Origin of the sequence: Methylotetracoccus oryzae (genome assembly GCF_006175985.1) — a bacterium.
Lineage (GTDB): Bacteria > Pseudomonadota > Gammaproteobacteria > Methylococcales > Methylococcaceae > Methylotetracoccus > Methylotetracoccus oryzae.
Genome location: NZ_SRSH01000016.1, coordinates 55,985 through 70,974 on the forward strand (window position 1 = coordinate 55,985; position 14,990 = coordinate 70,974).

Here is a 14,990-nt window from a genome sequence, read left to right on the forward strand (position 1 = left end):
CCGCGGTCTTCGGCATAGGTGGAATGGCTGTACGCTCGCCACTGTGCACGTTCCGGATTCGGAACTCAAGGGGTGGCATCATCGCCGGGCTTCCGTGCGGTCCGGTACGGCTGGGCCAGTTTCAGGCGTCGTTTTCGTCGCTGCTCCGGAACTCTGCCAGCAGTTCGTGGACCAGGGTGAGGGCCAGAGGATAGTCGAAATTGTCCAGCAGCCGCGCCAACTGGTCGGCCCGCACGCCGAAGGCGCTCCGCAGGCCTGGTGCACAGGTGGTGTAGAGCTGGGTGACCGAGGCATCGTCCTCGGCCAGCAGGGCTTCGAGCCGAAGCAACTCGTTCCGGCGGAGGTTGCGTTCCGCAATGGATGCCTTTGGCTGATCGCCTGAGTCGGAGAGCAGTTCGGGCAAGATCTCCAATAGGGTGTGATGCGCGGTTTCCAGCGCCGCCAGTGGGGCGTCCAGCGCAGTACCCGTCGCATTGGCTCGCAATGCGGCCTCCAGATCAGCAGCGCTCCCCTGCAGCTCGGTCGCCCCCAACAGTGCCGCCACGCCCTTCAGCGAATGAACCAGATGCTCGGCCTGCTGCCAATCCCCGCCTTCCAGCAGGCTCCGCAGGCGCATCAGGTCCCGGTCATGCGTGGCGGCGAAGCGTCGCAGTGCGCGATGGTAACGGGGGACATCGCCGCCCGTGTAACGCAGGCCAAGTTCCGGGTCGATCGGCACGGCACGGATGAAGGGCGCGGCTGCACCGCCGTCGCCAGCCGAAGGCGGCGCCTGAGGCGGCGCAGATCCTGCCGCAGGCACGGTCAGATACTCCGTGATGGCGGTGAACAAGGCGCCAGGGTCTACTGGTTTCACCAGCATGCCATCCATGCCGGCGGCGAGGCACAGGGCGCGGTCTTCGTCGAAGGCATTCGCCGTCATGGCGATGATGGGAACGGAAGCGCCGTCGGGCAGCCGGCGAATGGCCCGCGTTGCGGCAAGGCCGTCCATCACCGGCATTTGCACATCCATCAGGATCAGGTCATAGGCGCGCCCGGAAGCCATCTCTACGGCCTCGGCCCCGTGATGTGCGATGTCCGGGTGTATGCCCAGTTCATCGAGCAGGGCCGTGACGACCTCTCGATTGATCGCATTGTCCTCGACAACCAGCAGCGCCAGCGCGGTGTAGTCCGGTGCCGGAGCAGCGGTGTCGGCCCGAGCGTCCTCGCTGCCCTTGGCGCTGCCATTCGCCTGTTCCTGTGCCCGGCGAAGCGCATCGTACAAGGCCGCCGGGGTGACCGGCTTGGCCAGATATACCCAGGGCTGATCCGCTGCCACCGCCGCGGCGGGGGGGTCCGGCACATCGCCACGACCCAGTGAAATCAGTCGGGTGACGGCTTCCCCGCATTCGTCAACCAGGGACCACGCTGCGTTGAGGGCGATGGGTTCCAACAGCTGCCGGTCGACGATCACCAGGTCATAGGGAGTCCTGGCCCGGTGAGCCGTCGCCAGGGAAGCCAGCGCTTGCGAACTCGAGGCCGTCGTGTCGACCGTGATCCCGAGATCGCCCAGTAGGCCGGCCAGCGCGGTACGGACGGCCGGCAGATCGTCGACGACCAGCGCACGCTTTCCGCTCAGGCGCTTACGCAAGGCCTCGCGCGCGTCTCCGGAATGTTCGCCCAGCCTGATCAGGCGGGTCGTGAACCAAAAGGTACTACCCCGGGCCAGCGCGCTCGTGACTCCGATCTCACCGCCCATCAGGCGGACCAGGCGCCGACTGATCGCCAGTCCCAGTCCGGTGCCGCCATACCGCCGGGTGGTCGAACTGTCCGCTTGCTCGAAGGCCGCGAATAACCGCCTTTGGTCGTCGGGATGGATGCCGATTCCGGTGTCCCGGACCTCGCAGCGCAGCCACAGGGTGTCTCCATTCTCTGCCTGCCGCTGCATGCGAACCAGGACGTATCCCGATTCGGTGAACTTCACTGCGTTGCCGACCAGATTCAGTAAGACCTGGCCGAGACGGACGGGATCGCCGACGAAGTGCCCCGTCAACTCCGGATCGATGTCGTAGACCACTTCCAGCGTCCGCTCCGCCGCTTTTTCCCAAAACAGCGCCGTAATCCGTTCCAGCAGCGAGGTCAGTTCGAACTCGGTTTGATTCAGGGTGAGCTTCCCGGCCTCGATCTTGGAGATGTCCAGGATGTCATTGATCAAGGTCAGCAAATGGTCGGCGGCTTCGGTGACCTTGCCGAGTTGTCGTTGCGCTTCCGGTGCCTCGATACGTCTTTGCAGCAGATAGGTGAGCCCGACGATCGCATTCAGCGGTGTCCGGATCTCATGACTCATGTTGGCGAGAAAGGCGCTCTTCGCGCGACTGGCGGCTTCCGCGGCGTCCTTGGACGCGGCAAGCTCGGCCGTGCGCTCGGCGACCAGTTCTTCGAGGTGGTGGCGATAGCGTTCCAGTTCTGCGCTGGCCTGCTTGCGCTCGGTAATGTCCTCCTTGACGGCGAGATAGTGCGTGATTTGTCCACTCGGCTGGCGGACCGGAGAGATCCGCGCCGACTCCGTGTACAGCGAACCGTCGCGGCGGCGGTTGATGAACTCGCCTTCCCAGGTCTCCCCCCGGGTCAATGCGGCCCAGAGTTCCCGATGAGTGCTCTTGGGCGTCTGCCCCGAATCCAGTAAACGGGGATTCTGGCCGAGCGCATCCTCGCGCGAGTATCCGGTCGAGTCGACGAAGGCCTGATTGACGTATTCGATACGTGCTTCGGTATCGGTGATGACGATGCTGTTGGGGCTCTGTTCGACGGCCAGCCAGAGTTTGCGGAGCTGTTCCTCGGCGTTGCGCCGCTCGGTGACGTCCTGAACGGTGCCGACCGCGAAAATGGGTGCGCCGTGCTCGTCCAGCCGGACCTCGGCGCGTTCGCGTACCCAGCGGATGCCGTCACGGACCACAATCCGGTGTTCGATGTCGAACGAGCGGCCCGACCAGACATTGTCCCAGGCCTTGCGGACCGAAGAGAGGTCATCGGGGTGGATCCGCGACAGAAAGCTCTCCCGGCGCAGTTCGGGATCGTATGGAACCTCGAGGATGCGGTAGGTTTCATTGGAACAGCGCATCTCGTCGCGCCGCAGGTCGAGCGTCCAGCTCCCCACGAGCGCGATGGCCTGGGCTTCCCGCAGCGCCTGTTCACTGTCGCGCAGACGGGATTCGATCTCCCGTCGCTGCGTGACGTCGCGTGCAACGCCCAAGACACCGATCAGCTGTCCATCGCTGTCGAACATCGGGGTCTTGATGGTTTCGAAAATCCCGCGGTAACCGCTGTCGGCAAAGGTCAGCCTCTCCTCATTGACCCGGCCCGTACGTTGTGTGAACGCTTCCCGGTCGTTAGCGCGGAAGAAATCGGCGGTTTCGCGGTCCACGAAGTCATAGTCGGTTTTCCCAACGATGTCCGCTTCCGGGGCGCCGTAGAGCTTTTCGAATGATGGATTGCACGCGAGGTAGACCCCGTCCGGGTCTTTCAGCCAGACCAGGTCGGGAATGGTGCGAATCAGGCTCTTCAGCCGCGCTCGCTCGTATTCGACGGCACGGCGCGCGCGCGCGCGCTCGGTCATGTCGCGAAACGACCATAGACGGGCAGCTTGGCCGCCGAGTCGGAGTGGTCGTGTGAAGCGTTCATAAACGCGTCCATCCTTGAAGGCCAGGTGATCGGTCTGCTCGTCGTCACAGCGGTACAATTGCTGTACACCTGCCAGGAACGCCGCGGGATCGGCCAGTTGCTTACTGGCATGCTGCAGCAGCGGTCCGTTGGAGCGGGCCGCGCAGAGTGCATCCGGCATCTGCCACAGTTCGCGGAAGCGGCTGTTCATCAGCAGCACTTCGCCATCCACGCCGCAGACGAGCAGACCATCGGCCGTCGAATCGAGCGTGGTGCGCAGCAGGGCGTCGCTGCGGCTGATCGCATCGCGCTGTCCCATCAGTTCGGTCACGTCGCGGGCGAGCCCGAGCAGCGCCGGTTGCCCGTTCCACTCACCATGGACGACACGCGTATCGACCAGAATCCTTGCCCCGTCGCGTGCCACCAAGGGTAACGAGCAGGTCGTGCGGTGCCCGGCGGCAATGTCCCGCAACACGCGTCGCGCTTCGTCCTGCACGTCCGGCGGGTGGATCTGCCAGATGGGTAACCCCAGCCATCCGGTATCCGGCGCGAGTCGCGTTGCGACCGGCTCGTTGTAGTGCACGATCCGGCCATCGCAATCGGTCACGAACAGGAAGTCCGACATCGCCCGAAAGAGGCCTTCGATGTTCTTGCGCTGGTGCTGCGCATCTTCTTTCGCCCGGATGCGCAGCAGCGCCAGCGTGATCGGCGGTACCAGCGTTTGCAGTGCGCTGATCGTTTCCGCCGGCAGTTCCCGACAATGCCGGCTCCCCAGGCAAAGGCAGGTGGCGGCTTCCCCGTCGATCCGGATCGGCAGTGCCGTGATACTGCGGAGAGCTTCCGCCTCCATGACGCCGGGTGCGAACCGGCAGCTGTCGTCGTCCTGCGGATCCGGGGCGAGACGGTGCGTGAGCGGTCGGTTTTGCGCCACGGCTTCAACCAACATCGACATTGCAGAGGTCTCGACGTCCCGGTCGCGGATCGTCCCAGCGAGCCTGCTCTCGGCCAGCAGCGTGCCATTCCCGCCGTCGATGCGGTACAGAACGCCGCAGTCGATGTCCGGCAGCATCAGCGCGCTCTCGAGCAGCGCTGCCCACAACGCGGGTCGATCCGCTTCCAAGGCCAGTGCCTGAGCAAGCTGGTGCTGGGCCCGGAGGGTGATTTCGGTATGTTTACGGGCGGAGACGTCCGCCATCGTGCCCGCGGTCAACAACGGACTGCCGTCGCTCGAGCGATGCATCACCCGCCCGCGGGCATGAATCCAGCACCAGGTTCCGCAGGCTTTGCGGAGGCGATATTCGGCCTTGTACAGCGGGTTATCGGGTCCTTGGGCGGCTTCGATGCGGGCCAACAGATCGGGGTGATCGTCGGGATGCACCAATTCCAGCCAGTCCTTGAACCGGGTCGGGGCCTGGTCTTCCCGGTAACCGAGCAGATCACAGCAGCCGCGGCTCCAGCTGACGCGATCCGCGGCATGGTCATACTCCCAGATGCCCACTGCGGCGGCTTCGAGCGTCAGGCTGAGGCGGTCCTGCAGGCGGGCATTGTCCGCCCGGAGGTCGAGGCGCTCACGGTGATCGTGATCCAGCCATTCGACCCCGATTTTCTCCAGCAGGCGGGCCTGGCTGACCACGCCCTGCACGACTTGGCGCGCATCCGTCACCGGCATGTGCCGCACTCTCAAGCGCGCCATGGCAGCCGCCGCGTCGGCGACGGAGGCGGCGGGCGACAGGCAGTGGACAGGGGTCGTCATGACCTGGTCGACACGAAGCGTGCGTGGGTCGGCCTCGCCGGCCAGCAGACCGGAGAGATCGCGCTCGGTCAGAATGCCGAGGAGGACATGCTGTTCGACGACCAGCACGTAGTCGGAGCCGGTGCTCATCATCATCTGCACGGCGTCGGCCAGCGTCGCGGCCGGTGACAGCTCGGCGGCGACCGGGTCCTGGACCGACTGCAGATCATCGATCTTCCGGAATACCTCCAGGCCGAGGTGTGTCCTGAAGTCGGTCGCGGTCGCGATGCCAACCGGTTCCCCGTCGGCAGCGGTAACCAGCAAATGGCGCACGCGATGCTGCCGCAGCAGCGCGTAGCCGGATCGGAAGTCGAGATCGTGCGGGGCGGCGATGACCGGGTGGGTCATCACGCTGGCCAGGGCTGTTTCGGGCGGTGTCCGCTGATGCACCAGGCGGACCAGATCCCGTTCGGTCAGGATGCCGGCAACGTGGCCTCCCTCCATGATGACCAGCGACGAGACGCGCCTGTCCACCATCTGTGCGGCGGCAGCTCCGAGTTGACAGTCTGGCGCGGCGGTGACGATCCGCCGGCTCATGATGTTCTCTAGCGTGAGATCGTCGATGCCTGCCACCGGGGAACGCCTCCTTGACGCGCCCATGCCAACTGGAGTGACGGCCACAGCGCGGAGACCGCCTCCCGCGGGTGCCGAGCCGGTCGCATGCGGCCGGCTGACCACAGTGGCGCGAAAGGCTCAGTCCTGCCGATGGCCCGAGCGTAGTATCGCTTTGGGCTTAGAACTCATGATACGGCATGATCGCTGCCGTTCGCGAGCGGGCATTCGGCCGGCCAGCCGCGGTGCGGGCCGCGTTCGAGAAGGAACGAGTTCCCTGGGAGGATCGATATCGCAGATGTCTGGCCGGGCGGCTCCGGCGGAACACCGTCCACCCGGCAGATGTGCGGGGGGATCAGCCGGAGACGACCTGCACCGAGCCGTGCTGGTCGCAGTGATCGCCGCACGGGTGGTGTAAGGTGCCGTCAACCAGGTAGTCGATGTGGTCGCCGTGGGGGACGGCCTCGTGACCGCAATCGGGACCGTGCCGGTGTCCCGTGCCGCAGCAGGCTGCGGTCGTGTCGACGCAGCCTTCGGGGTTGGCGGAACTGACGTCCAGCCGGTGCTCGTCGTAATGCGCGACCTTACCGTCGACCATGTGAGGATGATGCAGATGGCCGTCATGGAGATAGTCCACGTGACCGTTGTGCTGGATCGCAGTGTGACCGCAGTGAGCGCCGTGCTGGTGTTCGTGATCTGGATGGCAATGGCAGGGGTTCATGAGTCTTGACCTTCTCGCCTGGAAAGTTGAAGGCACCCGCCCGCCGTCAGGCGATCACGTGTCGGACGTGATCGACCATGTCCGCGAGCATGTGACGAACGTGTTCATCAGCGATCGAGTAAAAGGCATTCCGCCCCGCCCGCTCGACGCGCACCAGACCCGCCGTTCGCAACAAGCGCAGATGATGGCTGACCAGCGAGGGCGACAGGCCCGTCGCCTGCACGATGTCCGAGACGGGCCGGCGGCTTTGCTCGGCGCAGGCCAGCACGATGGACAATCGGGACGGGTCTCCCAGCAGAGAGTACATCTCGGCCAGCGCCGCACATTGCGCCTCGCTCAGCGTCATAACTCTTCAACGTGTGAACACTTGTTGAATTGTCGTGAGTATGCGGGGCCGCGTCAAGCGTGCCAGACCGGCGCCGGCCTCGCGTCCCGACCAGGGTTGAGAGGGACAAAGCCTCCAGTTGCCGGATTCGGGGCCGCCGGACGCTACATGCCGAACGGAAACTCCTTGCGGTTCAGAACCCCGCTGGCCCGCACTGCCTGCAGCGCTTTGCCGTATTCCGCCAGAACGCGGAGGCCGTAGTCGAAACGCCGTCGCAACGCGCCATCCTCCTCCGAGACCGGTGTCGCCTCGTTCAGCACTTCGTTGACGTTGCGGACGATTACATGCTCGGAGATGTACTGGATGTGGGAATTCTTGTAGCTGCTGGTCCGCAATTCGGCAATCGGATACGCGCCGTTCCGGGAAGCGGACACACCGACCAGCAGGCCCGGCTTGTGATAGAGGCAGCCATCGCTGGCGAAAAGGAAGAAATTCTTCAGCGCGGCGGGCGCCATGCCGCTCCATTCGGGCGCGATGATCACGGCAGCATCGCAGCCTGCGAGGGCTTCGGATACCGGCCGCCATGGCTCGATCATTTTCGGGTCCTTGTTCCAGATGCCCTCTTCCCATAGTGGCAGCGGTTCCTTGCCAAGCTCGAGCAGATAACTCGAGAATTTGGGATCCAGCGCTGCGATCTGGCCGGCGACGAAACGGGCGACTTTGCCGGATTGGGACTGGGGGCGGTGGCTGCCGGACACGATGGCAAACTTCATCTGCGGTGGACTCCAATCAGGGGTGGCGTGAAAATGCGTGAACCGCTCGGGACACGGTGCCGCCGCTGCGCGGCCGTGTGCCGGCCTCGGCAAGCCGGCGGACAAGCCGGCTGCCGGGGAGGCAACATACCATGAAAGCGATGAAGTTCAGCGCCTTCGGGGGGCTCGACAGCCTCAGACGGGTCGAGTTGCCATGCCCGCAACCGTGTTCGGGGGAGGTGCTGGTCGAGGTGGCTGCCCTGTCGGTCAATCCGGTCGACTGGAAGCTCCGCACGGGCGCGTTGCGCTGGCTCGGTCCGCTGCGGTTCTCGGCAATCCCTTGTTTCGATTATGCCGGACGGGTGAGTGCGATCGGTTCGGGTGTCGAGGCGTTCGGAATCGATGATCGCGTGTTCGGGCTGTGCCGGTTGGGACAAGCCGGCGCTGCTCGCGCAGCGTTGCTGGCCCGACCGGGGGCGCTGCTGGCGGCGACGCCCGCGAACGTCTCCGACGAGGAGGCGGCCGGCGTGCCGCTGGCCGGCATGACCGCGCTGCAGGCTTTGAACACACCGCGACCGCTGATGCCCGGCGAGCGGGTCATGATCGTCGGCGCTTCCGGTGGCGTCGGGCACTACGCCGTGCAGATCGCAAAAGCGCTGGGCGCCGCGGTGACCGCGGTCTGCAGTACCCCCAACATCGATTGGGTGGGCACTCTCGGAGCCGATCGCGTGCTGGATTACTTTCGCGGCGACGTCGACCGTCCGGTGCCTGAATTCGACCGGGTGTTCGATGCGGTCAGTCTCGGCAGCTTCGAACTGTGGCGGCGCTGGCTGCAACCGGAGGGGGCTTATGTGACGCTGCTCCCGCGCGGGGATGTCCTGCTGCAGCGGCTGACCTTGCCGTGTTGCGCGCGGCAGCAGGCCCGGTCGATCTTCCTGAAACCCGAAGCCGGAGAGCTCGAGAGGCTGGCCGGATGGATGGCCGCGGGCCGGCTCCGGACCGTCATCGACCGCCTGTTCCCCTTCGACGAGCTCCTGACCGCGTTGCAGAAGAGCCGGGCAGGACATGCACGAGGCAAGATCGTGGTCCGCGTGGCGCCGGAAACCTGAGCGTTTCGTGTTGGCAGCGTGGGTGACCCGGCGTCATCCGGACGATGGCTGTCTCGATTTCGTCCAGCACCGGCGCGATCCGGTGCCAGGCCAGCAGCCGAACCCGCCTCGTCGCCTTAACGCGCGAACTGGAGGCTTCCCAGAAACGGCTCGAGTTCATGCCGATAGCGCTGCACCAAGGGTTGCTCCGGGGGAAGTGCCTTGAGGTAACGCTCGCTGTACCCGATGCCGATCAGCAAGGGGCGCGTCGGGTGCTTGCAGGTCAGTTCCGTGACGGTGATGACGAAAGTCTGTCCCGGCTGCGTGCGGCTGAGTCGACCCTCCCTCGTCTCGTCGAGCCGGATACAGAGGGCGTCCGTAATCCGCTCCTCGCGCGCGACCTTACGTTGCAACACGGTGCCTTGCGCGATTCCGTTCGTCTGCTCCGTGAGCGTCTCGTTCGCCATGCGTTCGAGGTCGCCGATGCTGTCGATCGGGCCGGGCGGAGTGCCCATTCTGACCATTGCGACGAGGGTGTTTCGTGTTTCTCGCTCGCTCGGCGGCTTGTCGAGGTACCTTCCGCCGAAAGGGTTCTTGAGGAACATGCCCCCCTTCCCCTGGTCCAGCAGCATGCACCAGTTCGGTCCCTGCGGGGGCAACATGGAAAACGCCTCAAAGTGCAGGCGTGGTGCCGAGTCCGGCAGTGATGGCAAGGGCATGTCGCCGCATTCGGGACCCGGGCGCGGGTATCCGAGATTCGAGCAGGCGGGGAAGGTCCAGCAAAGGCCGAGCAGCAGGGTGCCCCGGACGGCGAATCGACAGCCGCGCCTTGTCGTCGCGGTGACCCAGGCCCTAGGCGGGAATGACCGCGCAAGCGCCGCTCGTTGGCGCGTCTCGGCAGGCTGGGTGCTCATCGGTCGCCTCGGTCTCGGTGGCGGTCTTGCCCGACCATCATTTCGATCGCTGCGGAAAGCCCTTGAACAATTCCTTCGTCATGCCCCGCAGTTCCTGCATGTCGAAATCCGGCCGGTCGAAGCCAAAGCGGGTATTCGTTACGCGGTTGGTCCATAGAATGTCTCCGGTCCCGCCGTCTACCAGAGCGATCTCCAGTTCGCTGGCACCGATCGGATCCTGGGGCAAGTAGCCTGCGGCCACGGTCAGCAAGACCTTGAAGGCCATTTCCGTGGCGACGGACCCACCGGATCGTCTCCAGCCGGCGAAGTTGACGAAGATCAGGCCATCGCTCCGGGCGAATGCGGCCAGGTTTTTCGCTTCCTGACCCAGCGTGCATTCGATGTTGCGATCGCGCGATGGCGTGCCGGGTCTCCCGGCCATCTCGCTGCTGATCTGCGCATAGAGGCGGGAGATTTCGGCCTCGCGGAACAGCGCAGCGGAATCCGGCCTTGCCCCTTGGGTTTGTTCTATCGTGGCGGCTTCGAATCCCTGGCGGACCAACTCCTCGCCGATCACCTGAATCAGCGCCTCGGCGACGCGAGGCATTTGCCCGCTCAGGCCCTCCTTGAGTCCACCCAGGTGAACCAGATACAGCCGGACATTGGGCGGAACGACCGCCACTCGCCGGATGCCCGCGCAGTGGGCCGCCAAATCCTGATGCTGTCGGACGAGGGAGGGCGTCGTCGCGCAGGCGCACAGGAGGCTCAGACACAGTGCGGCGAGAGCGCACCGTCCGATCTGTGAGCTACGGTCGCCTGTATCCACCGTTTGCTGCTCCCTGCCGATGACGGGTGGCGAACTTGTCCGGCCTGTTCGAGGGCGCGGATTCCCGCCGGATCCAGTCTGTTGCCACGCGGGTTGCAGAACAATAGGCACGATTTCCCATGCCGCGATCCGCGCAGGATCGCGGTGCCTGGGCTCGTGGGATTCAGGCAGGTCGGACGGACGTCCGGCGGAGGCGGCGCACCCGAAGGGTCTCCAGGACTGCCGCGGTGACCAGAAAAAGACCCATGAAGCCGCTCGCGGTCAGCAGCGGGTGCCAGCCGGTGGCAAGGATCAGTTCACAGTTCGCAAAATAGAGGCCTATGCCGTACAGGATGTAGCCGATGATGGCGCCGACGTCGTAGTCGACCGGGTAATACCGGCGGCCCAGCAGGTAGGAAATCGTAGTCATGCTGACGTAGCAGCTCAGCGTGGCCAGAGCCGAACCCACATAGCCGAGCTTCGGGATCCACAGCAGGTTCAGCACGATCGTCAACACGGCGCCGAAGAGGGCGACTCCCGCGCCGAGCAGGGTGCGATCGGTCAGTTTGTACCAGATCGACAGGTTCACGTAGATGCCGAGGAACAGGCTCGCCAGCAGCAGAATGGGTACGACGGTCAGACCCGCGCGGAACTCCGCACCGATGAAATACTGGAACAGGTCCAGGTACAACATTACGAGCAGGAACACGAACACGCAGAAGATCACGAAGTAGCGCAGCACCGTGGCATACATCGCCTTGGCATCCTTCCGGTCGGCATGCGCGAAGAAGAACGGCTCGCCGGCGTAACGGAAGGCCTGGATGAACAGCGACATCAGCACCGACAGCTTGTAGCAGGCGCCGTAGATCCCGAGCTGCTGCAGGTTCGTCTCTGGGTCGTAGGGCAGCGTGAATTTCAGTATCGCCCGCCCGAGCATTTCGTCGACGATGCCGGCCAGGCCGATCACGACCATCGGCAGCGAATAGCCCAGCATGCGCTTCAGTAGCGTCCAGTCGATCCCGGCAAAGATGCCCCTGAACTGCGGCAGCAGCAGCAACAGCTTGAAGCCACTGCCCAGCAGATTGGCGATGAAGATGTAGCCGACCCCCATTTCCGGGTCATAGAGCTGCGCGAGGGGCGCGCCCGGATCGGCCGCATGCAGATCGTGCAGATAGACGATGAAGAACACGTTGAGCGCAATCGTGACCAGGATTTCGGCGATCTTGACCCCGGCGAAGCGCAGTGCCCGATTCTCAGCCCGCAATTGGGCAAAGGGGATCGCCGACAGCGCATCGAAAGCGAGGAACCAGGCAAACCAGCGCAGATACTCAGGGTGTTTCTCGTACAGCAGCAGGGTCGCCAGGTTGTCGCCGTAGGCATAGGACAGCCCGACGAAGGTCAGATTGGCGATCAGCACGCAGTTCAGCGCGGTGCCGTAGACCTTGCGCGAATCATTCCCGGCCCGCTGGCGAAAGCGGAAATAGCCGGTTTCCAGGCCGAAGATCAGGATCACCGCAAAGAATCCCGCATAGGCATAAAGCTCCGATACGACGCCGTATTCCCCGGTTGAATAGCGGTAGGTGTAGAGCGGGACGAGCAGATAGTTCAGGAACCGCCCGACGATGCTGCTCAGGCCGTAGATGGCAGTCTGGGAGGCGAGTTTTTTCAGGGCGCTCACGGGTTCCGATCCGTTTTTCCGCGGGACAGGCTGCCGCGTTGTAGCTTGGGCAGAGGGGTGCGCTGCTCCGGCGGAGGCTGGAAAACGCCTATGGGAGCCAATGAACTCAACGGGATGCAGAGGGAGCAATCGCGACGGGCGAGCGAGCGATGACGGCGTACTCCTCGCGCTCGGGCGGATCGCCGTGTACGGCGAGGTCGAGGTAGTGCATCAGTTCATCCGCGATCGCGGTCGTGTAATGGTAACCGTCAATGAAGTTGCTGTCGTCGCGGGTGATCCGTGACCGGCGCAAAAAGTCCACCACCACGCTGTTCGGTAGGCGATGGGCGAGCGCCGCTGCCCGCTGCTTGCATCCGTCCCACAAGGCCTCCTGTTCCGAGCCGGGCTCGGCCTGGTGGAACACATGGTAGGGCGCGAAGAACAGGATTTTCAGCGTTGTCGCCGGCAAGGTCTCCAGGGCGTCGGCCAACTGTGCCAACCCTGGATAAGCCGGGGTATCGTGGTAACTCTGCTTGCGCCACAGCCGTCCTTCGTGCGGGCCCTCGTAGATGCGCTTTCGCACCGAGTCGGGATCGGTGTGCTTGTGCAGGCTCTTGGTGATGTCCTCGTAGCCGTCCCGCCAGCGTTGATAGGGGACGAACAGCCCGAGCATCGCACGGGCCTGATCGTATGTCGCCTTCAGGCTGGTCTTGTTGAACGGAGGCAGATCGTTCCACAGGACTGAGTCGTAAAGCCACTCGGGCGAGGCTTTCCGCAACTTTTCATTGGTGAATGGTCGCGAGGTGTCGGGTTGGCACCACTGGCTGTCGATCCCGACCAGCACCGTGCGCACCGCGAGCCGGGAAGAGCGGAAGCGCTCCAGCAGGCGCAGCGACTCGAACGGTGTCGCCGAGGGCATGGCGAGGTTGACGAACCGGCCGCCAAAAGCCGCTTCCAGAACCTGCGGCTTCATCAGCATCGCCGTGGACGTGCCGATGACCAGGCTGTCGAAGCCCGGTTGGCGGACCAGTTTGGCGTTCCAGTGCCGATGATCGCTCCGGACGGGATAGCGGTCCCAGGCCGGCGAGAACGGAACCGAGTCGTAAGGGTCGATGATCAACATCAACGCGTACAGGACGGCGATCGGGGCGAGCGCTCCGAGGAGGGCCAGCCCGCAAAAGCGCCGCCAGGCGATCTCAGAACTGGAAATAGATGAATTCCTGTTCAACTTCGCCCCACGTACTGAACAACGCAATGAACACCGCCATGCCGAATGCCGCCGCGGCATACGCGCGCGGTTGCAGGCGCTGCGACGCAACGTCCTGGCTGGAGGGTCCGAAGATGGCGATCGCCCCGGCGGTCGCCATCAGCGCCACATTCTCCAGGCTCAGGGCCTGACTGCCCGGGCTCCCCTGATGCATCGCACGCCAGAACTGCATCGCCGTGCCGAAACTGTCGGCCCGGAATAACGGGCAGGTCTCGAACCAGAACAGCATGGTCAGGGCCCAACCGAAGGCCGCGGGCAGTTTGCGGCGAAACCGTCGGTCGATGAGGGTATACAACGCGAGGGCAAGGCCCTGAATGGCTCCCCAAACCGCGAAGGTCCACGCGGCGCCGTGCCATAGTCCCGCCAGAAACATCGTGATGATCATGCCGAGGAAACGGGGTTGCGGCAGCCAGTGGCTGGTTGCGAGAGGTACAAACAAGTAGTCGCGAAGGAAGCGCGACAAGGTCATGTGCCAGTGCTGCCACAACTCGCGGATCGATGTCGCCCGGTAGGGGCGGTCGAAATTGATCGGCAGCGTGTAGCCGAACATCAGCGCGACGCCGAGAGCCATATCCGTGTACGCGGAGAAATCGAAATAGATCTGCCAGGCGAAGCCGATCGCGCCTATCCAGGCATCGCCGGTTCCCAATGCGCCGGCTTTCGCGGCGCCGGCAAAGATGGGATCGACGATGCCGGCCAGGGGGTCGGCCAGGAAGACCTTCTTTACCAGCCCGATGGTGAACAGGCTGGTGCCTCGTCCCAGGCGTTGCCACAGCCCGTCGCGCCATGGATCGAGTGCGAATTGCGGAATCAATTCGTAGTGCCGTACGATCGGTCCGGCGATTTCATGGGGAAAGAACGTCACATAAGCCGCGTAGCGCTCGAAGGAATAGTGCAACCCCCCCTTTTTCCAGGTGTCGACCAGGAATGAGATCTGCTGAAACGTAAAGAACGAGATGGCCAGGGGCAATGTAATCTTGGCCAGTCGGAAGTCCGTGCCCGTCACCGTATTGACCGTGTCCACGAAGAAGTTGGCGTATTTGAAATATCCGAGCAGCGTGAGATTGAAGGCCAACCCCAGCACCAGGACGGTTTTCCGCGAGCCGTGACTTTCGCCGGGGCGCGCCAGGGCGCGGCCAATCAGAAAATTGGCGCTGATCGAGCCGACGATCAGGCCCAGGTAGGCCGGGTTCCACCATCCATAAAAGAACAGCGAGGCGAGCGTCAGCGTGTTGACCGCCGCGCGGCTCCAGCCGCGTTTCCACAACCAGAGAAACAGGGACAGTACGATAGGCAGAAACAGCAGGATGAATTCCCGCGAATTGAACAGCATGCAGTCTATTTACTATGCGCGGCCGGGTGACGCCGCAAGGGCGACAGCCGCTCGGAAGACGATGAGGAAAGGCCCCGTATTCTCCCCATTCGCCCTGTGGCTTACAAGTTCGGGGAGAGCGGAGAACGTTCAGGCGGCCTGCCGGCCATATCCGGCTGGGTGTCCAGGA

10 protein-coding genes are annotated in these 14,990 nt (G+C 64.2%); 1 reads left to right on the forward strand and 9 read right to left on the reverse strand.

Annotation, left to right across the window (positions count from 1 at the left end):
• Nucleotides 1-121: 121 nt before the first annotated feature.
• The 4 genes from BWR02_RS15630 to BWR02_RS15645 form a co-directional block, all read right to left on the reverse strand.
• A complete protein-coding gene (locus tag BWR02_RS15630; protein WP_162560183.1) occupies nt 122-6,001 on the reverse strand; it encodes a PAS domain S-box protein in 5,880 nt (1,959 codons plus the stop codon).
• Between the two features lie 334 nt (nt 6,002-6,335).
• Nucleotides 6,336-6,701 (reverse strand): hypothetical protein, encoded by a 366-nt coding sequence (locus tag BWR02_RS15635; RefSeq protein ID WP_139558860.1) that lies wholly within the window; start codon nt 6,699-6,701, stop codon nt 6,336-6,338.
• A 46-nt stretch (nt 6,702-6,747) separates the two neighbouring features.
• Nucleotides 6,748-7,047 (reverse strand): ArsR/SmtB family transcription factor, encoded by a 300-nt coding sequence (locus BWR02_RS15640; protein ID WP_139558861.1) that lies wholly within the window; start codon nt 7,045-7,047, stop codon nt 6,748-6,750.
• Between the two features lie 143 nt (nt 7,048-7,190).
• Nucleotides 7,191-7,799, reverse strand: coding sequence for an NADPH-dependent FMN reductase (locus tag BWR02_RS15645; RefSeq protein ID WP_139558862.1), 609 nt, complete (start codon nt 7,797-7,799; stop codon nt 7,191-7,193).
• A 131-nt stretch (nt 7,800-7,930) separates the two neighbouring features.
• Between BWR02_RS15645 and BWR02_RS15650 the strand changes: the two genes are divergently transcribed.
• Nucleotides 7,931-8,887 (forward strand): NAD(P)-dependent alcohol dehydrogenase, encoded by a 957-nt coding sequence (locus BWR02_RS15650; protein ID WP_139558863.1) that lies wholly within the window; start codon nt 7,931-7,933, stop codon nt 8,885-8,887.
• A gap of 116 nt (nt 8,888-9,003) precedes the next feature.
• Here BWR02_RS15650 and BWR02_RS15655 read toward each other — a convergent pair whose 3' ends face one another.
• The 5 genes from BWR02_RS15655 to BWR02_RS15675 all read right to left on the reverse strand — a co-directional run bounded on the left by BWR02_RS15655 (nt 9,004) and on the right by BWR02_RS15675 (nt 14,821).
• A complete protein-coding gene (locus BWR02_RS15655) occupies nt 9,004-9,528 on the reverse strand; it encodes a hypothetical protein (RefSeq protein ID WP_139558864.1) in 525 nt (174 codons plus the stop codon).
• 289 nt (nt 9,529-9,817) lie between these two features.
• Nucleotides 9,818-10,585, reverse strand: coding sequence for a hypothetical protein (locus tag BWR02_RS15660; RefSeq protein ID WP_139558865.1), 768 nt, complete (start codon nt 10,583-10,585; stop codon nt 9,818-9,820).
• A 163-nt stretch (nt 10,586-10,748) separates the two neighbouring features.
• Nucleotides 10,749-12,242, reverse strand: coding sequence for a lipopolysaccharide biosynthesis protein (locus tag BWR02_RS15665; RefSeq protein WP_139558866.1), 1,494 nt, complete (start codon nt 12,240-12,242; stop codon nt 10,749-10,751).
• Nucleotides 12,243-12,348: 106 nt separating this feature from the next.
• Nucleotides 12,349-13,449, reverse strand: a complete 1,101-nt coding sequence (locus BWR02_RS15670) for a hypothetical protein (RefSeq protein WP_139558867.1) — start codon at nt 13,447-13,449, stop codon at nt 12,349-12,351.
• On the reverse strand, nt 13,418-14,821 hold the full coding sequence (locus tag BWR02_RS15675) for an MBOAT family O-acyltransferase (protein WP_139558868.1): 1,404 nt from the start codon (nt 14,819-14,821) through the stop codon (nt 13,418-13,420). Before BWR02_RS15675 ends, BWR02_RS15670 begins: the two co-directional genes overlap by 32 nt.
• Nucleotides 14,822-14,990: the final 169 nt, after the last annotated feature.